This window comes from Rhizorhabdus wittichii (assembly GCF_017607425.1).
GTDB classification, from domain to species: domain Bacteria; phylum Pseudomonadota; class Alphaproteobacteria; order Sphingomonadales; family Sphingomonadaceae; genus Rhizorhabdus; species Rhizorhabdus wittichii.
This window is the reverse complement of record NZ_CP059319.1, coordinates 2,364,648-2,385,173: the sequence shown is the minus strand read 5'-3', so window position 1 is coordinate 2,385,173 and position 20,526 is coordinate 2,364,648. Positions and strand designations below refer to the sequence as shown.

Annotated in this window: 23 protein-coding genes and 1 tRNA gene; 12 read left to right on the top strand and 12 right to left on the bottom strand. The window is 67.8% G+C overall.

Going from position 1 to position 20,526, the window contains the following annotated elements; all coding sequences use genetic code 11:
• Window positions 1-73: 73 nt before the first annotated feature.
• Both HRJ34_RS11215 and HRJ34_RS11210 read right to left on the bottom strand, forming a co-directional pair.
• Window positions 74-1,846: a lytic transglycosylase domain-containing protein gene (locus tag HRJ34_RS11215; RefSeq protein ID WP_226949157.1), complete on the bottom strand. Its 1,773-nt coding sequence runs from the start codon at window positions 1,844-1,846 to the stop codon at window positions 74-76.
• Window positions 1,846-2,574, bottom strand: coding sequence for a uracil-DNA glycosylase (locus HRJ34_RS11210; RefSeq protein WP_226949156.1), 729 nt, complete (start codon window positions 2,572-2,574; stop codon window positions 1,846-1,848). The genes HRJ34_RS11215 and HRJ34_RS11210 overlap by 1 nt, the downstream gene beginning before the upstream one ends.
• Before the next feature lie 159 nt (window positions 2,575-2,733).
• Here HRJ34_RS11210 and HRJ34_RS11205 point away from each other — a divergent pair, with 159 nt between their 5' ends.
• The 3 genes from HRJ34_RS11205 (at window position 2,734) to HRJ34_RS11195 (ending at window position 5,830) form a co-directional block, all read left to right on the top strand.
• Window positions 2,734-4,383, top strand: coding sequence for an electron transfer flavoprotein-ubiquinone oxidoreductase (locus HRJ34_RS11205; RefSeq protein WP_012050282.1), 1,650 nt, complete (start codon window positions 2,734-2,736; stop codon window positions 4,381-4,383).
• A gap of 134 nt (window positions 4,384-4,517) precedes the next feature.
• On the top strand, window positions 4,518-4,949 hold the full coding sequence (locus tag HRJ34_RS11200; RefSeq protein WP_029549041.1) for a carboxymuconolactone decarboxylase family protein: 432 nt from the start codon (window positions 4,518-4,520) through the stop codon (window positions 4,947-4,949).
• A 2-nt stretch (window positions 4,950-4,951) separates the two neighbouring features.
• On the top strand, window positions 4,952-5,830 hold the full coding sequence (locus HRJ34_RS11195; RefSeq protein ID WP_012050284.1) for a sigma-70 family RNA polymerase sigma factor: 879 nt from the start codon (window positions 4,952-4,954) through the stop codon (window positions 5,828-5,830).
• An 85-nt stretch (window positions 5,831-5,915) separates the two neighbouring features.
• Here the strand turns inward: HRJ34_RS11195 and HRJ34_RS11190 are convergent, their stop codons facing one another.
• Window positions 5,916-6,221, bottom strand: coding sequence for a hypothetical protein (locus tag HRJ34_RS11190; protein WP_208634135.1), 306 nt, complete (start codon window positions 6,219-6,221; stop codon window positions 5,916-5,918).
• Window positions 6,222-6,308: 87 nt separating this feature from the next.
• On the opposite strand from HRJ34_RS11190, the gene HRJ34_RS29545 reads away from it, so the two are divergent.
• A complete protein-coding gene (locus HRJ34_RS29545) occupies window positions 6,309-6,674 on the top strand; it encodes a hypothetical protein (protein ID WP_016747247.1) in 366 nt (121 codons plus the stop codon).
• Window positions 6,675-6,684: 10 nt separating this feature from the next.
• Here HRJ34_RS29545 and HRJ34_RS11180 read toward each other — a convergent pair whose 3' ends face one another.
• The 6 genes from HRJ34_RS11180 to HRJ34_RS11155 form a co-directional block, all read right to left on the bottom strand.
• On the bottom strand, window positions 6,685-7,755 hold the full coding sequence (locus tag HRJ34_RS11180) for a nucleotidyltransferase family protein (protein WP_226949155.1): 1,071 nt from the start codon (window positions 7,753-7,755) through the stop codon (window positions 6,685-6,687).
• Complete coding sequence (locus tag HRJ34_RS11175) at window positions 7,752-8,966, bottom strand: hypothetical protein (protein ID WP_208634134.1); 1,215 nt, start codon at window positions 8,964-8,966, stop codon at window positions 7,752-7,754. Before HRJ34_RS11175 ends, HRJ34_RS11180 begins: the two co-directional genes overlap by 4 nt.
• Window positions 8,967-8,986: 20 nt before the next feature.
• Window positions 8,987-9,157, bottom strand: a complete 171-nt coding sequence (locus tag HRJ34_RS11170) for a hypothetical protein (RefSeq protein ID WP_157783602.1) — start codon at window positions 9,155-9,157, stop codon at window positions 8,987-8,989.
• A gap of 11 nt (window positions 9,158-9,168) precedes the next feature.
• Window positions 9,169-9,339 carry a hypothetical protein gene (locus HRJ34_RS11165; protein ID WP_016747244.1) on the bottom strand — a complete coding sequence of 57 codons (171 nt, stop codon included), beginning with the start codon at window positions 9,337-9,339 and terminating at the stop codon, window positions 9,169-9,171.
• A gap of 165 nt (window positions 9,340-9,504) precedes the next feature.
• Window positions 9,505-10,386, bottom strand: a complete 882-nt coding sequence (locus HRJ34_RS11160; RefSeq protein WP_208634133.1) for a 4-(cytidine 5'-diphospho)-2-C-methyl-D-erythritol kinase — start codon at window positions 10,384-10,386, stop codon at window positions 9,505-9,507.
• Window positions 10,387-10,512: 126 nt separating this feature from the next.
• On the bottom strand, window positions 10,513-12,171 hold the full coding sequence (locus HRJ34_RS11155; protein WP_012050289.1) for a tetratricopeptide repeat protein: 1,659 nt from the start codon (window positions 12,169-12,171) through the stop codon (window positions 10,513-10,515).
• Window positions 12,172-12,463: 292 nt separating this feature from the next.
• Here HRJ34_RS11155 and HRJ34_RS11150 point away from each other — a divergent pair, with 292 nt between their 5' ends.
• A complete protein-coding gene (locus tag HRJ34_RS11150) occupies window positions 12,464-13,063 on the top strand; it encodes a peptidylprolyl isomerase (RefSeq protein ID WP_208634132.1) in 600 nt (199 codons plus the stop codon).
• A 175-nt stretch (window positions 13,064-13,238) separates the two neighbouring features.
• On the opposite strand, the gene HRJ34_RS11145 is transcribed toward HRJ34_RS11150, so the two are convergent.
• Window positions 13,239-13,727 carry a flavin reductase family protein gene (locus HRJ34_RS11145; RefSeq protein ID WP_012050291.1) on the bottom strand — a complete coding sequence of 163 codons (489 nt, stop codon included), beginning with the start codon at window positions 13,725-13,727 and terminating at the stop codon, window positions 13,239-13,241.
• Between the two features lie 169 nt (window positions 13,728-13,896).
• Between HRJ34_RS11145 and infA the strand changes: the two genes are divergently transcribed.
• The 7 genes from infA (at window position 13,897) to HRJ34_RS11110 (ending at window position 18,689) form a co-directional block, all read left to right on the top strand.
• Window positions 13,897-14,115 (top strand): translation initiation factor IF-1, encoded by a 219-nt coding sequence (infA, locus tag HRJ34_RS11140; RefSeq protein WP_010162480.1) that lies wholly within the window; start codon window positions 13,897-13,899, stop codon window positions 14,113-14,115.
• Window positions 14,116-14,128: 13 nt separating this feature from the next.
• Window positions 14,129-14,785, top strand: a complete 657-nt coding sequence (locus tag HRJ34_RS11135) for a Maf family protein (RefSeq protein ID WP_208634131.1) — start codon at window positions 14,129-14,131, stop codon at window positions 14,783-14,785.
• Window positions 14,778-15,779 (top strand): ribonuclease, encoded by a 1,002-nt coding sequence (locus tag HRJ34_RS11130; protein WP_208634130.1) that lies wholly within the window; start codon window positions 14,778-14,780, stop codon window positions 15,777-15,779. Before HRJ34_RS11135 ends, HRJ34_RS11130 begins: the two co-directional genes overlap by 8 nt.
• Entirely contained in the window at window positions 15,763-15,918 is a 156-nt protein-coding gene (locus tag HRJ34_RS11125; RefSeq protein WP_012050294.1) for a DNA gyrase inhibitor YacG, read from the top strand. The genes HRJ34_RS11130 and HRJ34_RS11125 overlap by 17 nt, the downstream gene beginning before the upstream one ends.
• Window positions 15,919-15,985: 67 nt before the next feature.
• A tRNA-Phe gene (locus HRJ34_RS11120) sits at window positions 15,986-16,061 on the top strand.
• Between the two features lie 727 nt (window positions 16,062-16,788).
• A protein-coding gene (locus tag HRJ34_RS11115; protein WP_150289884.1) for an IS3 family transposase occupies window positions 16,789-18,158 on the top strand; the annotation gives its coding sequence in 2 pieces (ribosomal slippage) (window positions 16,789-17,143 and window positions 17,143-18,158; 1,371 coding nt in all).
• A 312-nt stretch (window positions 18,159-18,470) separates the two neighbouring features.
• Complete coding sequence (locus HRJ34_RS11110) at window positions 18,471-18,689, top strand: hypothetical protein (RefSeq protein WP_208634129.1); 219 nt, start codon at window positions 18,471-18,473, stop codon at window positions 18,687-18,689.
• A 93-nt stretch (window positions 18,690-18,782) separates the two neighbouring features.
• On the opposite strand, the gene HRJ34_RS11105 is transcribed toward HRJ34_RS11110, so the two are convergent.
• On the bottom strand, window positions 18,783-19,217 hold the full coding sequence (locus HRJ34_RS11105; RefSeq protein ID WP_208634128.1) for a hypothetical protein: 435 nt from the start codon (window positions 19,215-19,217) through the stop codon (window positions 18,783-18,785).
• Window positions 19,218-19,496: 279 nt separating this feature from the next.
• Window positions 19,497-20,495, bottom strand: coding sequence for a tryptophan--tRNA ligase (gene trpS, locus HRJ34_RS11100; RefSeq protein ID WP_208634127.1), 999 nt, complete (start codon window positions 20,493-20,495; stop codon window positions 19,497-19,499).
• Window positions 20,496-20,526: the final 31 nt, after the last annotated feature.

Sequence of the window (20,526 nt, the reverse complement as noted above, 5' to 3'; positions counted from 1 at the left end):
TCTGAGAAGGCAACAGACATGGATGCCAGCTTTCGCTGGCATGACGGTTCAGAGGGCCAATCACGTGGGGGAATCAGTCCGCCGCCGCCGTCGCGCCCAGCGCGGTCAGGCGGACGGCGTCGCGGCCGGGCATGCCGGGGAAGCGCGGCCACAGGCCCTGCGAGATCGCGGTCAGGCTGGCGGCCTTGGCGCCGCTGTGCCGCTGGTACATCCAGTAGTTGCGCAGCACGACCGCGACATAGGCGCGGGTCTCGGCGAAGGGGATCGATTCGATGAACAGCAGCGGGTCGTCGAGGCTGCGGCCGCGCGCGTTCCAGTTGGCGACCGAGCCGGGCCCGGCGTTGTAGGCGGCGATCACCTTGGGCAGCAGCCCGCCGGTGCCGCTATTGTCGGCCAGTTCGCGCAGATAGGCCTGGCCGAGGTCGATGCTGGTCGCGGGCTGGAACAGCGACGCCGGATCGACGGTGCGGCCGAGGTGGCGCGCGACCATCTGCGCGGTGGCGGGCATGAGCTGCATCACCCCGCGCGCGCCGGCCGAGCTGACCGCATCGGTCTTGAAGCGCGATTCCTGGAGCGCGTGGGCGAAGACCAGCGCCTTGTCGACCTGCCAGCCCGAGGCCGGGGTCCAGGCGGGCATCGGATAGCGCGCCGCCGCCGAGAGCTGCGCCCCCGACGGGCCGTTCTGCGCCAGCCAGATCTGCGCGGCCGGAAGGTCGAGCCGGGCGGCGAGGTGGATCAGCGATTCATGGTCGCGGCTGAGGCCGATCTTCGCCTGGTGGCGGAGCATCTCCTCGGCGAGGCCGGTCTCGCCGATCTCGGCCAGCGCGGTCGCGCGGCGGACATTGGCGATCGCGCCGATCGACGCCCAGTCGTTGGCGGTGAGCTTCATGCTCGCGCCGCTCTCGTCGGCGATGCCCAGCGCGGCCTGCGCGATCAGGCCGTAGAAGCTCTCCTTCATCCGCGCGGCGGAGCGCAGGCGCGGCTCGATCCGCTCGGGATGGCCGCAGGCCATGTCGGCGCGGCTCGCCCAATAGAGGCCGGCGGCCGTCATCTCCGGATCGCGGGCGCGGCCGGCGACCTCCTCGAAGGCGGTGCCGGCGGACTGGCAGTCATGCTGCCGCCAGGCGGCGAGGCCCGAGACCCAGCTCGCCTGCACCGCCCAGTCGCCGGCGCCGGGCCGCGCCTGATCGGCGACGCGGCGCGCGGAGGCGTCGTCGCCCGACAGATAATAGGCCCAGGAGACGTGCTGCAGCCATTCGGTCTGCGCCTCGGCCGAGAGCTGGCCGAGGCGATCGACGACCAGCGCCTCGGCCTCGCTCGGCCGGTCGTCGCGCAGCAGCGGTGTCGCGACCTGCGCGAGCGCGGCGGCGGCCCGGTCGCTGCGCAGCGACCGGGCCGACTGGCGCTTCGAGGGGCCGGCGTAGCGGACGAGATCGCGGGTGACCGGCAGCGCCGCCGTGGTGAGGCCGCGGCGGGAGGCGAGGCCGGCGAGCTGGGCGGCCTGCGGCAGATCGGGCGCGGTGGCGACGAGCTGGATGAGCTGATCGTCCGAGATACGCGGCGATCCTTTGGCGAGGATCAGCTCGGCTTCGGCGACGTTGCTGAGCGGGCCGGTCGGGATCGCATCGATGCCGGCCTGCGCGGCGCTCCAGTCGCCGGACCGGATCGCGGCGAAGATCGTGCGATAGGCGGTGCGCTGGTCGGCGGTGAGGCCCGACACGATCGGCAGCGGTTGGGCGGCGGCGGCGAGGCCGACCGCGGCAGCGGGCACGGCCACCGCATTCTGGGCGGCGGCAGCGGTGAAGGGGGCGAGGGCGATCGCGCCGGCAAGCAGATATCTACGCATCATCCGAGGAGCTTCATCAGGAGTTGCAGGTCTTCCCAGGCACGGCGCTTCTGCTGGGGGTGCTGGAGGAGGGTGCGGGGGTGGAAGGTCGCGACGGCGCTGACCGCTCCGCCCGGAAGCTGGACGTCGTGGACCCGGCCGCGCGCCTCGACGAAGCCGAGGTTCAGGAAGGTGCGCGAGGGCTGCTCGCCCATCAGCAGCAGCGCGCGGGGCTGGGCGAGGAGGACGTGGTGGCGGGCGAGCCGGCCGAACAGCGCGCCCTGGGTGGGATCGACGAAGCCGCCGGAGGGGCGGCCGGGCGCCATGGCGGAGAGATAGAGCGACTGGCGGTCGCGGCCCATCGCGCCAAGCATCTTGTCGAACAGGTCGCCGGCGGGGCCCGACAGCAGCCGGCCGTTTGCCGGGTCCTCGGCCTCGGGAAGGTCGACCAGCACCATCAGGCCGGTCGCCGGATCGCCCGAGGCGGCGATCCGCGCGGACATCGGCATGGTGATCTCGTCGCTGGTGGCGAGCCAGGACTGGAAGCCGTCGAGCGTGTCGGGAAAAGCGGCGGCGCGGGCGGCGGGCTGGACCGGAATCGGGGCCGCGACGGTCGGTTGCGCGGGAACCGGAGCGGGGGCCGCGACGGCCGCAACGGGCCGCGCGACGGGCGGAACGACACGCGCGAGCCAGTCGCGTGGAGCCTCGTCCACCAGCACGTCGAGCCCTGCATCCTCCCACCAACCCATTAGGCTCGTGATTTCTGCGGTCGAACCGAGACTTGCCCCCAAATCCATATCGCTCATCTAAAGGAATGGGTTGACGAAGGCGTCAATCTGCGGGCAGCGGCTTTGGGGCATGACGTTTGAATGATGCGATGACCGGATAGCAGGACAAGGACGAGGAAAATGTCGACGCGCGAATCGATGGCTTACGACGTCGTCATCGTGGGCGCCGGGCCCGCGGGACTGGCGGCGGCGATACGACTCAAACAGCTCGCTGTCGAGACGGGACGCGAGATCGCGGTCTGCGTCCTCGAAAAGGGATCGGAGGTCGGCGCCCACATCCTGTCGGGCGCGGTGGTCGACCCGATCGCGCTGGACGAGCTGCTGCCCGACTGGAAGGACATGGACAGCCCGCTGACCGTGCCGGTGACCGAGAACCACCACTGGATCCTGACCGCGAAGCGCCAGTTCTCGATGCCGCACATCGCGATGCCGGGCTTCATGCACAACAAGGGCACCTACACGCTGTCGCTCGGCAATCTCTGCCGCTGGCTGGCGGGGCAGGCCGAGAATCTCGGCGTCGAGATATTCCCCGGCTTCGCCGCCGCCGAGATCCTCTACAATGAGGACGGGTCGGTGAAGGGCGTCGCCACCGGCGACATGGGCATCGGCCGCGAGGGCGAGCACAAGCCCGACTACCAGCCGGGCATGGAGCTGCACGCGCGCTACACCTTCTTCGCCGAGGGCGTGCGCGGGCACCTGTCGAAGATGCTCAAGGGCCATTTCGACCTGGAGGCCGACTGCCAGCCGCAGACCTATGCGATCGGCATCAAGGAGCTGTGGGACATCGACCCGGACAAGCATGTCCCCGGCCGCGTCATCCACACCCAGGGCTGGCCGCTCACCGACGAGGTCGGCGGCGGCTTCCTCTATCACCAGGCGAACAACCAGGTCGCGCTCGGCTTCGTGGTCGGCCTCGGCTACAAGAATCCGCACCTCTATCCGTTCGAGGAATTCCAGCGCTGGAAGCAGCATCCGAAGATCCGCGAGATCCTCGAGGGCGGCCGCCGCGTCTCCTATGGCGCGCGGGCGATCAACGAGGGCGGCTGGCAGGCGGTGCCGAAGCTGGTCTTCCCCGGCGGCGCGCTGATCGGCTGCTCGGCGGGGTTCGTCAACGTGCCGCGCATCAAGGGCAGCCACACCGCGATGAAGTCGGGCATGCTGGCGGCCGAGGCGGCGTTCGACGCGATCGCCGCCGACCGGACCGGCGACGAGCTGGCCGCCTATCCCGACGCGCTCGAGCATAGCTGGATCGCCAAGGAGCTGAAGGTCGTCCGCAACGCCGAGCCGTTCATCGCCAAGCTCGGCCCGGTCGCGGGAACGCTGCTCGCCGGCGTCGACATGTGGATGCGCAACCTGGGGCTGGGCCTGCCCTTCACCCTCAAGCATCACAAGGACAATGAGGGGATGTGGCGCCAGGACGTCGCGCCGAGGATCGACTATCCCAAGCCCGACGGGGTGATCAGCTTCGACCGGCTGTCGTCGGTGTTCCTGTCGAACACCAACCATGAGGAGGACCAGCCGGTCCACCTGCAGCTCAAGGACCCGAGCGTCCCGATCGACATCAACCTGCCCTGGTACGACGCGCCCGAGCAGCGCTATTGCCCGGCGGGGGTGTACGAGATCGTCGGCCGCGACGAAGGCGATCCGCGCCTCCAGATCAACGCGCAGAACTGCGTCCACTGCAAGACCTGCGACATCAAGGACCCGACCCAGAACATCAACTGGGTGACGCCCGAGGGCGGCGGCGGGCCGAACTATCCGAACATGTGAGATCGATGCGGGCCGGGGGGAACTCCGGCCCGTTTTCGTTGGGGAGGAGGCGCGCGCGGAAAAAAATCGCGAGGCGCGTCACAGGCGGGCAGGGGTGATCGTCATGCCATCGTAGACCAACGATGGAGATTGCCATGAACGCCACGTCCGCCCCCCGCTACGAGCAGGAGACGCCCGACATCATCAAGGCCTTCACCGACGCGCAGGCGGCGGTGGGCGGCCATGGGCTGGAGCCGCTGCTCCGCCACCTCGTCATGCTGCGCGCGTCGCAGATCAACCGCTGCGGCTTCTGCGTGCAGATGCACACGCGCGAGGCGCGCGCCGACGGCGAGAGCAACGAGCGGCTGGATCGCGTGATCGTCTGGGATCAGGTAAGGGACTTCAGCGAGCGCGAGAAGGCGGCGCTCGCCTGGACGGAGGCGCTGACCGTGCTCGACCATCACAGCGATCTCGGCGCGCTGCGCGCCCGGCTGCGCGAGCATTTCTCCGAGGAGGAGATCGCCGCGCTGTCGGGGTTGATCGCGATGATCAACCTGTGGAACCGCATCGGCATTTCGAGGCACTGACGATGGACGGCCGGGACTTCGCCCTGTTCGAACGCGCGCGGCCCCGGCTGCTCGGGCTGGCCTATCGCATCCTCGGCTCGCGGGTCGACGCCGAGGATGCGGTCCAGGACTGCTTCCTCAAGTGGAGCGCCGCCGACCGCGACGCGATCGACAATCCGGACGGCTGGCTGACGACGATCTGCACGCGCCGCTGCCTCGACCTGCTGCGCGCCGCGCACCGATCGCGCGTCGACTATGTCGGCGCCTGGCTGCCCGAGCCGATCCATATGCGCGTCGACCCCGAGGAGGCGCCGGCGGAGCTCGCCTCCTCGCTCGGCGCCGCCTTCCTGCTGATGCTCGAGCGGCTGACCCCGAAGGAGCGCGCCGCCTATCTGCTCCACGAGATCTTCGACCGGCCCTATGACGAGATCGCGGCGACGCTGGAGATGGAGGAGCCGGCCTGCCGCAAGCTGGTCTCCCGCGCCAAGGCGAATATCGACCAGGGCAAGGTGCGCCACCGGACCCCGGTCGAGACGCAGCAGCGGCTGCTCGACGCCTTCCGCCAGGCGGTGACGAGCGACCGGCCCGACCAGCTCGGCGCGCTGCTCGCCACCGACATCCGCGTCACCGCCGACGGCGGCGGCAAGGTCCGCGCCTTCCTCGACGTGCTCGAAGGCCAGCGCCTCGCGCTCGCCTTCATCCACCAGGCGAGCCGGTGGTGGGCGGGCTATGAATGGGAGGAGATCGACATCAACGGCGGACGCGGGCTGATCCTGCGCGACCAGGGGCAGGTGGTGGCGACCGTCTCGTTCGGCTACGACGCCGACGACCGCATCGCCGACATCTTCATCACCCGCAATCCCGACAAGCTCGGCCGGCTCGACCCCGCGCTGATTCAGTAATAGCAAGGTGCGGGGATGCTGACGCATCCGCACCTTGGAACGCTCAAGCGCCGCGCGGGCTTAACCGATGGGCGATGAGTCAGACTCACCGCCCATCGGCATAGGGCGCGCAGGCGTCGTCATCGCCCGCGCGGCAGGCCTCGACCCGCCGGCGCCATTCGGCGCGTTCGCGCTCATAGCGTTCCTGCGCGCGCCGGTTGGTCGCGCGGATGTCGGCGTTGGAGCGGTCGCGCCGGTCGACCGCCGCCTGGGCGCGGCGATTGAGCTCGATCGTGCGGAGCCGGTCGGCGCGATGCTCGGCATCCTCGGGCTGAGCGCGGGCCGCGCCGGGGATCGCGATCATGGCCGCGAGGAGGGCCAAGGACGACAGGACGAGCAGCGGGCGGGTCATGCGGGTCCCTTGCCGCAGGCCGCCTTGCGGCAGGCTGAACCGCGTCGCGCTTGCGTTGTCGGCCGCGCCCCGATATGCGCGCCTGCGATGTCCACTCCGCGCAAGACCCTCTCGCTCAGCCGCGTCGTCGCGCCCGCCGAAGGCCCGGCGCTCACCGGCGATGCGCAGATCATCGCCCAGGCGGTCCGCCGCAAGCTGGCGATCACCGCCGTGTACAACCGCACCAACATGGTGATCGCGCCGCACATCCTCTACACCAAGCATGACGACCTGTTCATCGACGGTGTGGTGACGCTGCGCGACGGCAAGGTGCCGGCGGAGCTCAAGCTCGGCACCTTCAAGCTGGCGGGGCTCAACAGCGTCTCGCTGACCGTCGACACTTTCACGGTCCAGCCCTTCTACGATCCCGCCGACGCCAAATATGAAGGCGTCACGGTCGCCAAGGTCGATTAGGGGCGAAACTCTAGCTTCCGAACATGTCCCGCGACCCGGCCCGGCGGAGATAAGAGGGCAGGTTCCGAAAACGGCGGCGCAAAATCCCGACCAGGCCCCTGCCCGTCATGTCCCGCCAGCGTCTGGGCATGAAAACCGCCCCGAAGACGTTCTTCACGTAACGGATGACCACGGATTGGCGATAGCTGCGTTCCCAGAGGCAGATGAAGCGTTCGTCGCGCGCACCTTCATAGGGCAGGCCGCCCCAGTCGTTGAACGCGGTCAGCGCCAGTCGGTCAGCATCCTCCATCGCGCCGGATAAGCCGAGATCGGCGTGATCGCGCACCGGGCCCAGTCCCATGCGATGGACTCGATCGAGGCAATCGAGCCACTTCATCATCGTGACATAGCCCTTGTCCGTACCGACATCGCGGCGGCACTGGAGATAGGACAGGGCCAGCGCCGACCGGTCATCTGGCAGGCGATAGCCGATCCCGTCGCGATGCTGCGGGCAAGCCGCCGCGGCGATGGCCGGTTGATCGAGCAACCCGGCAAAATCCGAATGCACCATGTCCCGGTGCAACTCGACGCGCGCAATCTCCCCATCATGGAAGAAGGGGGGATAATGTTGGCTGTGGGTCGACGTCGCGGGGTCCTCGCGCATCGCATAGCCCAGATCGTGGAGGCAACGGATCGCCTGCTCCTGCTGGGCAGGGTCGGGCACCCAGATGTCGATGTCCAGCATCATCCGCCGGTAGCGGCTCGCATCGTGGGCCAGCAGGAAAGGGGCGCCCTTCAACAGGATCGGCTCGATCCCCACGGCATTGAACGCGCGGCAGAAGGTCAGCAATTGCCGGCGCAGCCGATCGTTGCGATATCGGCACAGTTCCAGCGCGGCTTCGAGGAAATCGGCGACCGCATCGCCCGTCTCGTCGCGGCGCGGCAATAGGCCGAGCGCGAGGCGCGGGAGGACCAGATGCCGGTCGGCGACCTTGAAGATATCGGCCCAGGCGTCCGGCGCGGGCAATGCCGGCGTCTCCGCAAATGGCGAGCAGAAACGCCATAGCCAATGTACCGCCGCCAGTTCGCTGCGTCCGCTCATGCCAGTTGCGCCAGTTCTCGTACGGCATCGTCCAGCCGGTCATATTCCAGCCGGTAACGCGGCACCGAGCGAATCAGCGCGATCAGCGTCGCAAAGCCGTCCAGATCGGGCGAAGCGCTCGCGCCGCTCCCCGATTCGAGGATCGACCGCAGGGCTTCCCCCTCGGAGATGCCCCGCAGCGAGCAGGCCGAGCCGGCGACATAGCGGGGGAATACCAGCGCTATCGGCCGGCGACCCTGATGCTCCGGGCCGATATGGTGAGAGGCCGGGACGGGCAGATAGCGGACCTGCTTGCCTTCGTAGCGGACCTCCGGAAGATCGCGCAGCGCGGGGAAATGGGGCGCCAGCAACGCCCAGGAGCCCGTCTTGATGCCCAGCGCCGAAGGCAGTGGCAGCAGCAGCAGTCCCGCGTCCGGCGTCTCGGCCCGGGCCAGACCGATGATGTCATCGCCGCCATAGCGCCAGCCCTGTGCGGCCAGATAGGCCGTGAGCGTGGTTTTGCCCGAACCCGATATGGCGGGCATGATGATCGTTCCCCCGGCATTGCCGATGGCTCCGGCATGTAGGGTAATGGGGTTGCGGCACTCGGGATATGCGTGGTTCACCAACGCCTGAAAGAGAAAGCCGGTCGCGTCCGAGAGGCCCTGCGTCGTTCGATGGACGCCGTCGAGCAACAGGTGGCATTGCGGCCCGTCGATCCAGATGGCGAGGCGGGACTGCCCCGGTCCCTCCGCCTGCGGCAACCCGCCGAGGAAACCTTGCAACCGCTCCACCCCCTCGCGCGACGCATGATCGGGGGTCACCCAGATCTCGACCGCGACCGTCTCGACATGGAGGCGGATGCCGCGCGACCAGACCAATTGCGCGCCTCCACCCCGCCAATCGGCAGTGGCCTTGTCGGAGCGAGCATCATCGGCACCGGCGGACGGATCGCCGTTGACCTCCCAGCGCCCGCTCGCGCCCTGCCGGCACAGGCCCTTTGCTTCCCAGTCGCCGAGCAACGCGGTGATCCCCGTCGCCTGTCCGGAAGGAAGGTCGGGGAAATAGCCCGCGAGAATATCGGCCAGCTCCGCTTCGGAGCAAGGCGCTTCGGTCAATGCCAGCCAGAGGATCGATGCGCTCTGATTGAGGAACAGCGCCTCACCGGAGGCGGCATCGACAACGATCAGCGCATCGTCGATTTCGTACCAGCCGAAACGTTGCGAAACCATCCGATCGGTGACCCGGCCTCCTACGAGGCGGCGGCCGCCTTCGAGGACAGGCTCGCCAGGACGATGGGTACGGCGAACGTCCCTATTGCAAATTTGCGCATGAGGGACCGGCGCTCGGCGATCTTGCCGTCGGCCTCACCCTCATCATTGGGGGTGTCTACGCGTTCGCCCTGATCCGGTGATTTATCCATGAGCCGACCCTTTAGTTGACGGAGGCGTGAGCAGGCGTCGACGAAAGCGCCGCCAACACGACCGGCACGGCGAATGCGCCCACCGCCAGCTTGCGCATCAACGCGCGGCGATCGGCCGTCGCGTCGTCGGCCTGCTCGACCGAGCTTTCGGCCGACACGTCTTGCTCGTGCGGATTTTCCATGAAATGCCCCCTTGCGCCCCTGACGGTCAGCGACAAGCCTAGGGAGCAAAGCCGATCACGGCAAGGGCCATCAGATCAGTCCCATCATCGTCCGTTCGACATGCAGCTCCGTCGGCATATGATCGCCTTCGTCTTCATCAGCCGCGACGAACTTGCGGCCACCGCCTAGCGCAGCCGGCTCGTCAGCCGCCACCAGTCGGGGCGGCGGTCGGCGAGGGCGCGGTCGGCGGCGTCGCGGTCCGCTTCCGATCCGAACAGCGCGAAGCAGGTGGCGCCCGATCCCGACATGCGGGCGAGGATCGCGCCCGGCTGGGCCGCGAGCAGCGTAACGACCTCGCCGATCACCGGATGGAGCAGCGTCGCCGGCGCTTCGAGGTCGTTGCGCCCGGCCAGCGCCGCCGCGAGCGGATCGCCCGGCGCGAGCGGGCCGCGGTCGACCCGGTCCCAGGCCGCGAAGACCGGGCCGGTCGGCAGCGCCACGCGCGGATTGACCAGCAGCAGCGGCAGGCCGTGGAGGCCATCGGCCGCGATCGATTCGAGCCTGTCGCCGCGCCCGTCGCCGCGCACCGTGGCCGATCGGACGCAGGCGGGGACGTCGGCGCCGAGCGTTGCGGCGAGCGTCATGACGCGGGGATCGTCGGCGGCGATGCCATATGCACGGCCCAGCAGCCGCAGCACGGCGGCGGCATCGGCCGATCCGCCGCCGATCCCGGCCGCGACCGGCAGCCGCTTGTCGAGCCGGATCGCCGGCCGCGCCCGCTTGTCAGCCAGCGCGCATAAGCCGTCGGCGGCGCGCATCACCAGATTGTCCTCGGGGTCCTCGCCCGCCAGTGCCGGGGCGAACGGCCCGGCCAGCATCAGCCGCGCCGGGCCGGGTTCGGCCGCGACGATGTCGCCATGCTCGGCGAAGGCGAAGATCGTCTCGATGTCGTGATAGCCGTCGGCCCGGCGCCGCCGGACGTGCAGCGCCAGGTTGATCTTGGCGTAAGCGATCTCGGTCGGATGCATGCTCGGCTCAGGCCACCGATGTCCGCTTCCTGCCGTCATTCCCGCGCAAGCGGGAATCCATGGACGGCGGCCCGCAAGAGACGGAATGTTCCGTGACCGTGGATTCCCGCTTCCGCGGGAATGACGTGGTGAGGTGGGAGGCGTTCAAGACGGATCGGAACGGTGTCAGTTCGCGCTGAGCCGGTCGCCGGGGCCGTCGGCCATCTTGCGCTTGATCCGCTCGCTGTCGGTCTTGCCGGCCTGGACCAGCGCCGCGCGCCAGGCGTAGCGCGCCTCGATCCGCCGGCCGACCGCCCAATAGGCGTCGCCGAGATGCTCGTTGATCACCGACTGGCCCGGCTCGCCCGCCACCGCGCGTTCGAGGGCGGCGATCGCGCCCGGATAGTTGCCGCGCTTGTAATAGAGCCAGCCGAGCGAATCGGCGATCGCCGCGTCGTTGGGATCGAGGCTGCTCGCGCGCTCGATATAGGCCTGCGCCTCGGGCAGGTTCTCGCCGCGATCGAGCATGCCATAGCCGAGATAGTTGAGGATCACCGCCTGGCCCGGCGCCAGCTTGCCGGCCTGGCGCAGCCGGTCCTTGGCGCCCTCCCAGTCGCCGGCGCGGTCGAGCGCGCCCGCCTGCAGGAACAGATGCGCCCAGTTCGGGATACCCTGCGCCGTATCGATGTCGATCGCGCGCTGATAGGCCTTCACCGCTTCGGCCGGGCGGTCGAGATCGGAAAGGATGCCGCCCAGCTCGACCAGGGTCGCGGCGCTGGCGTCGGGCTGCGCGGCGGCCTTCTGCGCATCGGCGAGCGCGGCCTGGCGATTGCCCATCGACAGCAGGATGCCGCTGCGTTCCTGCCGCGCGGCTTCGCGGAGCGGATCGTCGGCGGGTACCTTGTCGAGCAGGGCGAGCGCCGCGTCATGATAGCCGTTGGCGGTCAGCAGGTCGGCGGTGGCGATGATCGCCGCGGCGTTGGTCGGCGCCAGATAGCCGGCGATGCGGGCGAGTTGCAGCGAGACGGGGGAGCGGCCGTCGCCCTTCACGTCGATCGCGAGCTGCGCGAACAGGTCGGACAGGCCCAGCTCGGGCGTGTCGATCGCGCCGCCGAGCGGCTTGCCGGCGTCGAGCGTGGCGCGGGCCTGGATCAGCTCAGGCGTCTGGCCGTCGAGGATGGCGCGGGCATCGGCCATGTCGCCGCGCTTGGCGAGCAGCGCCGCGGCGGCGAGCTGAAGGCGCAGCGAGCGCACGTCGTGCGCCGCGATCAGCCGCCGCAGGTCGGCCAGCACCTCATGGCGGCCCATCGCCAGCGCGATCAGCATATAATGGTCGCGCGAATAGGCGTTCGAAAGCTGCGAGCCGCCGGCCGGCGCGGCGAGCCGGGCGGCGTCCGACGACTGGCGGCCATAGGCGACCCAGCCGCGCATCACCGGCGCGAGGAAGCCGAACACCTGTTCGCGCTCGATCCGCCCGATCGTCGCATTGGCGCGCTTCCAGTCGTGCGCGGTGACCGCCTCGGCGAACAGCAGCAGCGTGCCGTCGGGGGGCAGGGCGCCGAGCCGGTCGAGCTGCGCGGTGGCGAGCCCGGCGAGCTTGTAATTGCCCGCGGTCAACGCCTGGCGATAGGTGCGCAGCGCCAGCCGCTTGTCCTGCGGCGACGCCTGGAGCAGGCGCGCATAGCTGGCGGCGGCCGCTTCGGGCATGCCGGCGGCATCGGCGAGCCGGGCGTGGACATATTGCCGCATCTCGGCCGAGGCGTCGTTGACCATGGCGGGGGCCATGGCCGGCCAGGCCAGCAGCAGCCCCGCGGCGATGGCGACCCGTCCGCGCTTCATTCCCATCTTCCGGCTCCGAACCATGTCGTCCCCCGTCTACTCCAGCGGGACGAGGGTCGGCCAGCCCTCAAACGCCGCGCCGTGCCGCAGCACCCGCATTTATCTGCTATTGCGAGTGATTATCAAACTTGCTAGGTCATGGGACCTGACGAGAAAGCGGCCCTGCCCCGGGCCGTCAGGCGCCGGTTCGCTGCCCTAACCTTCGGTTGGCCACGGCCGGAGAGCGGACCGGCGCCACCCTTCTCCGACGATGCCGCCAGGGCTGTGGCGTCGGTGACCGGCTACGCTACAAGGGGGCATGATTCGCCGTTTCCTTCCGATCGCGCTGGCGCTGCTGGTTGCTGCGCCCGCCCAGGCCGTTCCGGCTCCGTCGCTGGTCAAGGTCGCGCTCAAGACCAGCGAGGGGACGATCGTCGTCGCCGTCGACACGAAGCGCGCGCCGATCACGGCGAACAATTTCCTCGCCTATGTCGACCAGAAGAAGCTCGACGGCACGACCTTCTATCGGGCGGCGCGGGCGATCGGCAATCCGAAGCGCGGTTTCATCCAGGGCGGCGTCCATCGCGACGCGCGCCGGTCGTTGCCGCCGATCCGGCACGAACCGACCAGCAAGACCGGCATCCGCCACGTCGACGGCGCCATCTCGATGGCGCGGCGCGAGCCCGGGTCGGCGATGGGCGAGTTCTTCATCCTGGCCGGCGCGGCCCCGGCGATGGACGCGAAGCCCGGCGGCGGCGACGCCAATGCCGGCTATGCCGCCTTCGGCAAGGTGGTGTCCGGCATGCCGGTGGTGAAACGCATCCTGGCCGTGCCGACCTGGCCCGGCGGAGCGGGGGCGATGAAGGGGCAGCTCATCAGGCAGCCGGTCAAGATCATCGAGGCGAAGCGGATCGGCTAGGGCGGGGCGCCTGTTTTCCTATCCTCCGTCATTCCCGCGAAAGCGGGAATGACGGAGGAGGGGCCAGGTCAAACCCTAGAGCGGCCGATCTGATTGCATCAGATCGACCGCTCTAGGTGATTGTTTTATCGCGATTTCCGAGCCGGCAGATGTTTCCATCTGCCTAGAAATCGCTCTAGCGCGCGGCGTTGGCGAAGGTGCCGTCGACCCAGACCAGCGGCGAGATCTCGTCATGGTTCACGACATGTTCGACCTCGCCGAGGAACAGCGTGTGGGTGCCGACGTCGATCCGCTGCGTCGTGCGGCAGACCAGGCTGGCGAGCGCGTCGCCGAGCACCGGGATGCCGTCCGGTCCGGCGATCCAGCCGCCGTCCTCGAACCGCTCGAGGCCCTTCTTCTTGCCGCTGAAGATGCCGACGAGATCGCGGTGCCGGTCGGCCAGCAGGTTCACGCAGAAACGCTCATGGCCCATCAGCACGGGATGGATGCTGGCGGTGCGGTTGACGGCGGTCAGCAGGGTCGGCGGTTCGGCGCAGACCGACATCACCGCGGTCGCGGCCATGCCCGTCCAGTTCTCGCCCTTGCCCGACGTGATCAGCGCGATCGTCGTCGCCAGCCGGCGCATCGCATGGCGGAAGCCTTCCTTGATCTCGTCCTCGCTCACCTTGGTCTCCTCCTCGCTTTCCCAGCGGCGCTAGAGAATTGGCCGGCGCGGCGCAATCGCCTCTATGCCCCATCGATCGTTTTACGCCTGTCCGGCACCGCTTTTCTTTTGCTGGCCAAGCGCGTATGGCGACGCGAAATCCCGAAGACCAGCCTGATGAGGAACGAGTTTGGCCAAGGAAGAATTGCTCGAAATGCGCGGGCAGGTCGTGGAACTGCTGCCCAATGCGATGTTCCGCGTGAAGCTCGAGAATGATCACGAGATTCTCGGCCACACTGCCGGGAAGATGCGCAAGAACCGCATCCGCGTGCTGGTGGGGGACGAGGTTCTGGTCGAACTGACCCCCTATGACCTGACCAAGGGTCGCATCACCTATCGCTTCAAATAAGGGGCGGGGCCCCTTGTCCCCGTCCGACTCCCCGCTCGTTCCCGTATCGCTCGTCCCTGCTTCGCTCGTGCTCGCCTCGGCCAGCCCGCGCCGGGCCGAGCTGATCGGCCGGCTGGGCGTGGCGCCCGCGGCGATCGACCCCGCCGACATCGACGAGACGCCGCGCAAGGGCGAGCTGCCCTCGCCCTATGCCGCGCGCATGGCGGCCGGGAAGGCGGCCCGCGTGGCGGCGCGCCATCCCGGTGTCGCGGTGCTCGGCGCCGACACGGTGGTCGCCGCCGGCCGCCGCATCCTGCCCAAGACCGAGACCGAAGCCGAGGCGCGCGCCTGCCTGCAGCTGCTGTCCGGCCGCCGTCATCGCGTCCATTCGGCGGTCACGCTGATCGACGCGGGCGGCGCGGCGCGGCACCGGCTGTCGACCAGCATCGTCCGTTTCAAGCGGCTGACGACGGCCGAGATCGAAGCCTATCTGGCCGGCGGCGACTGGCGCGGCAAGGCGGGCGGCTATGCGATCCAGGGCTATGCCGAGAGCTGGGTCGCGATGCTGGCGGGTAGCCATTCGGGGGTGATGGGCCTGCCGCTGTTCGAGACGCGCGCGCTGCTCGCCGCGGCGGGCCTGCTGCCGTCCGGTCCCCCGTCGACCGACCCATTGTCGACCGACGATGCGTGAATGGCTCTACGAGGCGGGGATCGGGGAAGCCCGGGCCGCGCTCGTCGAGGATGGCGTCATCATCATGGCCGAGATCGAGCCCGACGATGACGGCGCGCGCGCCGGCACGATCGTCGAGGCGCGGCTCGACCGCGTCGTCATACCCGGCCGCCGCGCGATCGTCCGGCTCGATTCGGGCGAGGAGGCGCTGATCGAGCCGGTGCCGAAAGGCGTGTCCGAGGGCGGGCGGCTGCTGGTCGAGATCCACCGCGCCGCGCTCGCCGAGACCGGGCGGATCAAGCTGGCGCTGGCGCGGCTCGCTACGGAGGGTGCGGTCCCGGCGGCGGGCCCCGGCCTGCTGGCACGGATCCAGGCGGGCGGCGATCCGGTGCGCCAGCTCCATGCGCATCAGGCGGATGCGTTCGAGGCGGCGGGCTGGTCCGAGCTGATCGAGGAGGCGGCGAGCGGGGAGGCGGCGTTCGACGGCGGCGCGCTGCACCTGTCGCTGACCCCGGCGATGAGCCTGATCGACGTCGACGGCTGGCTCGATCCGGCTGCGCTGGCCTTGGCCGGGGCGGCGGCGGCGGCGCGGATGATCGTGCGGCACGGCCTGGGCGGATCGATCGGCATCGACCTGCCGACCGTCGAGGGCAAGGCGGCGCGGCTGGCGGCGGCCGAGGCGATCGACGCGATCCTGCCGCAGCCGTTCGAGCGGACCGCGGTGAACGGCTTCGGCTTCCTCCAGATCGTCCGCAGGCGGGCGCGGCCGTCGCTGCCCGAGCGGCTGCGGCGCGATCCGGTGGGCGCTGCCGCCCGCGCGCTGCTGCGCCGAGCCGAGCGGACGCCGGGAGCGGGCGCGCGGACGCTGACCGCCGCGCCGGCCGTGATCGACCGGATCGCGGGCCGGACGGATTGGGCGGCGGAGCTCGAACGGCGGCTCGGCGCGCGGCTCGTCTTGCGCGCCGACGCCGGGCTCGCCATATCGGCGGGCCATGTCGATGCGCAAACCCCCTAGATGCCCCGGCTGCGGCAAGGCCCCGGTCGAGCAGTTCGAACCCTTCTGCAGCCAGGGATGCCGCGATCGCGACCTGCTCAAATGGCTGGACGAGGGCTATCGCATCCCCGGCCCGCCGGCCGATCCCGAGGGCGAATAAAAAAGCGAAAAGCGGGCTGGACAGAATGCGCGACCCGCCTCTATAGGCACGCCTCCAACGCGCGAGTGCCCAGGTAGCTCAGTTGGTAGAGCATGCGACTGAAAATCGCAGTGTCGGCGGTTCGACCCCGTCCCTGGGCACCATTTTTCCTCCTTTGATAGCGATATGTAGCGGGCTGATTTCGTCGCGTCGCGATTGGCTGCGGGAATGGGGGCTTTTCCGCCTAGTCTGCATCAGGCGCAGTGCTTGGAGACGATTCTAGGCACGCATAACCTGCGCCATTTGAGCGACGTTCTCGATCGCCCTCATTTTGCAGTCGGCAGATGCGATGCAATTCGGCCGATAGGAAGGCATTGCCATTTTCTTGATCGAAATAACTTCCGATAAAATGGGCAGATGCAGAGAGCACGGTATTGCGGCTGCAGCCTGATGCGGATCGCATCCGCCGACCGCTCATTTTACGCAATGAGGCCGATGCTACCCATAAGCCTAAGCGAAAATGGCCGCTTACGCCGACAAGACGGTCGTTCGCGAGCGCGATCCAATCTTCGCTGATCGGTCCTTTCTTGAATCGGGCAATATACCGGCCATTGGATTGCCACGCGCGCAATGTGCTTAAACGATGGTTTGCGGTGCACAGGCGGGCCAAATCTTCAAACGCTCCATATCGGTAAGCGGCCGTGTTTGTCCTTTGTCGAGATCACCGAGCATAACGCTTCCTATCCTCACGCGTACAAGCCGGAGCACGCTGGCACCTTGTCCGGCGACCATCCTGCGCACCTGACTGTCCGCCGTCAGCGCCAATGGCACAGATTTGAGGTTGTGATGTAAGGAGGATTTGGGCTTCGTCGTAGTGACGAAGGAACGAAGATGAAGCCCAAATCCTCAAGCGTAAAATCGGCCCGCAAACCCAAGGCGTCGGCCGAACAGGTGGTGAAGGATATCCGGCGCGCGACACGCCGGCATTTCTCGGCGGAGGACAAGATCCGCGTGGTTCTGGAGGGCTTGCGCGGCGATGACAGCATCGCGGAGCTGTGCCGCAAGGAGGGCATTGCCCAGGGCTTGTATTATACTTGGTCAAAGGAGTTCATGGAGGCCGGGAAGCGTCGGCTGGCGGGCGACACCGCCCGTGCCGCGACGAGCGGCGAGGTACAGGATCTGCGCCGTGAGGCGCGTGCCCTGAAGGAGGCCGTCGCCGACCTCACGCTCGAAAACCGGCTGCTGAAAAAAAGCATGATCGCGGATGGGGGAGACCCCGAATGAGGTATCCGGGATCCGAGAAGCTGGAGATCATCCGCATCGTCGAGCAGTCGCACCTGCCGGCGAAGCGGACCCTCGACCAGTTGGGCGTCGCGCGGCGGACCTTCTACCGATGGTATGATCGCTATCTCGAAGGCGGCCCCGAGGCGCTGGAGGATCGTCCTTCCGCGCCGAGCCGGGTCTGGAACCGCCTCCCCGGCGCCATTCAGGACCAGATCGTCGAGATGGCACTGGAGCAGTCCGATCTGTCGCCCCGCGAACTGGCGGTGCGCTTCACCGATGAGAAGGACTATTTCGTCTCGGAATCAACGGTCTACCGCCTGCTCAAGGCGCATGACCTGATCACCAGCCCGGCCTTCGTCGTGGTCAAGGCGGCCGACGAGTTCCATCGCAAGACCAGCCGCCCGAACGAGATGTGGCAGACCGATTTCACCTACTTCAAGATCATCGGCTGGGGATGGATGTACCTCTCCACCGTGCTCGACGATTTCTCGCGCTACATCATCGCCTGGAAGCTGTGCACCACGATGCGGGCCGAGGACGTGACCGACACGCTGCAACTCGCGCTCGAAGCCTCAGGCTGCGACCACGCCACCGTCAGGCACAAACCAAAGCTGCTCAGCGACAACGGACCGAGCTACATCGCCGGCGAACTCGCCGACTGGATCAAAGCCCATGACATGAGCCATGTTCGCGGCGCTCCGCTACATCCCCAGACCCAGGGCAAGATCGAGCGCTGGCACCAGACCCTGAAAAACCGCATCCTGCTGGAGCACTACTTCCTGCCTGGCGATCTCGAACGGCAGGTCGAGGCCTTCGTCGAGCATTATAACCATCGCCGCTATCACGAGAGCCTCGACAACGTGACACCGGCCGACGCCTATTTCGGCAGGGCCGCCGCCATTATCGAACGGAGGAAACGCATCAAGCGAAAGACCATCGAACAGCGACGCTTGCTTCACCGCAAGCTCGCCGCCTAAACATCAACCCCAGACGAGGCCCGATCTCCTCTTCTCTGCGCAACCATCTGCGCCAAATGTCCCGACGACGGACAGCATATATCCACGCCGAGACACAGACACGTGTGTCGACGATCGATCTACAGACGATCAGTGACAATTCGGTTGACCGGCGCGTCTTTCCGAGCATTGGTCATATCACTTATCGACGACAGAGCATGTGGAGCTCGTCGTCCGAGGGGAGATAGGGGCGACAGGGGCTGACCCGAAGTGTCGCCCACGGACCGGGGGGACGTGATCGAAATGGATAGTTGGCAAGCCGACACCGTCACGATGAAGCGCATGACCTATCAACAGGCGCTCTCCTGGGTCGAGCATCATAGCGGCCTGACCGACGTTCAAACCTGCCTGATGACCCTGCGGCACCTGGAGATCATTCGGGATGAAACACGGATCGAGCGCTTTTCGCGCGAGGCGGGCGTGGAACTGACCGACCAAAACCGGGAAGCCGTCATCGCCGCCCTGACCTGGGTGGAAAAGAACCGCGCCTGACGCCCGCTATGGCATTTCAAGCGCCGTCTCAGGCGTTGGCCTCCTCTCTTCAGCTGTGAGGAGCATGCGGTGCAAGCCGCAGCTCACCGATTATCATCCAAGCCACAGCGGCATGCTCCTTCGCCGGCGGTGATGCCCGTCAAAGATGGGAACGCGACCGAGGGATGAATAGCCGGTGACGCCGTAGCTGGTCATCAGCGCCAGGCTGGCGTCGCGCGCGCTCGCCGTCAGCGGATGGGCGTGCATGTCGAGATAGCCGGGAACGACGAACTTGCCGGTGGCGTCGACCGTCCGGGCCGCGCCCTTGACGCTGCCGCCCCGGGCGACGCGGACGATGTGTTGGCCTTCGATCACCACGGCGCGATCGCGCGCCAGCTTGCCCGAGCGCGTGTCGACCACGGTGACATGGTCGATCACCAGGCTCTGCGCGACGGCGGGAAGCGGCGTCAGGGCAGATGCCGCGAGCGCGGCGGCAAGGGTGGCGAGCCGCCTCCAGGATAGGTGGGCGGCGGCGGGCGTCTCTGGCATGTCCGATTCTCCTAAGGACTTCGTCGGGGATCGGGACAGCGGCTTCCAAGTTGCTGCAACGGCCGAAACAGTGGTCGCCCCGAACCCCAGCCGTCGACATGCTCGGCATCGATCGGAGGAGCTACATGGCATTTTCCGGCAGGCGATGCTGGATGGGTATCGGTCAAGCCAAGTCGTCGGGAGCAAGGGGGACGCCGTGCAAGCTACCGTAGGTGTCCAGTGCCTCAAGGTTCGACGAGCATGGCGTTGGTCCGACCGAGGCCATGCTCGCTTCGATCCTCAGCTGAGAAAGCCCACGATCTCCTTTACCTGGATCATGATCGGGTCGGCGATCTTTGCAGCCTGCTCGGCACCTTGACGCAAAAGCTGGTCGATCTGCTCCGGATTGGCCTCAAATTCGCGTAGCCGCGCGGCGATCGGACCTAGATGATCGTTAAGTGCTGCGGTCAGGGTCGGCTTGAAGGCGCCGAAGCCCTGGCCGGAAAACTCGTTCAGCACGGCCTGGATCGAGCTTCCTGTTATCGAAGCGTAGATGCCAACGAGATTGCGCGCCTCCGGGCGGCCCTCCAGCTCGGCCTCGCTTGCGGGCAGCACCCCCGGATCGGTGCGGGCCTTCTGAATCTTGAGGCTGATCATGTCTTCGGTGTCGGTCAGGTTGATCCGGCTCATGTCGGACGGATCCGACTTGCTCATCTTGGCCGTGCCGTCGCGCAGGCTCATCACCCGGGCGGTCTCGCGCGGGATGATCGGTTCCGGCAGCGGGAACAGTTCGCTGCCGAAATCGAGGTTGAACTTCTGCGCGATGTCGCGCGCCAGCTCCAGATGTTGCTTCTGGTCGTCGCCGACGGGGACATGTGTCGCCTTGTAGAGCAGGATGTCGGCGGCCATCAGCACGGGATAGGTGAACAGCCCGACGCTGACCTGCTCCCGATTCTTCCCGGCCTTGTCCTTGAACTGGGTCATGCGGTTGAGCCAGCCCATCCGGGCGACGCAGCCCAGGGTCCAGGCCAGTTCGGTGTGGGCCCGCACCATCGACTGGTTGAACAGGATCGAGGTGTTGGGATCGATGCCGCAGGCGAGCAGCGCCGCCGCCATGCTGCGCGTATCGGCGCGGAGCTGAGCGGGATCATGCTTCATCGTAATCGCGTGCAGATCGACGATGCAGTAGATCGCCTCCATGTCGCCCTGCATCGCCGCCCAGTTCTTGATGGCGCCGAGATAGTTACCGAGATGAAGCGCTCCGGTCGGTTGGATGCCGGAAAAGATACGTGTCTGCATTTTCACCCTTTTGAACTCGAATGTCGGCTGC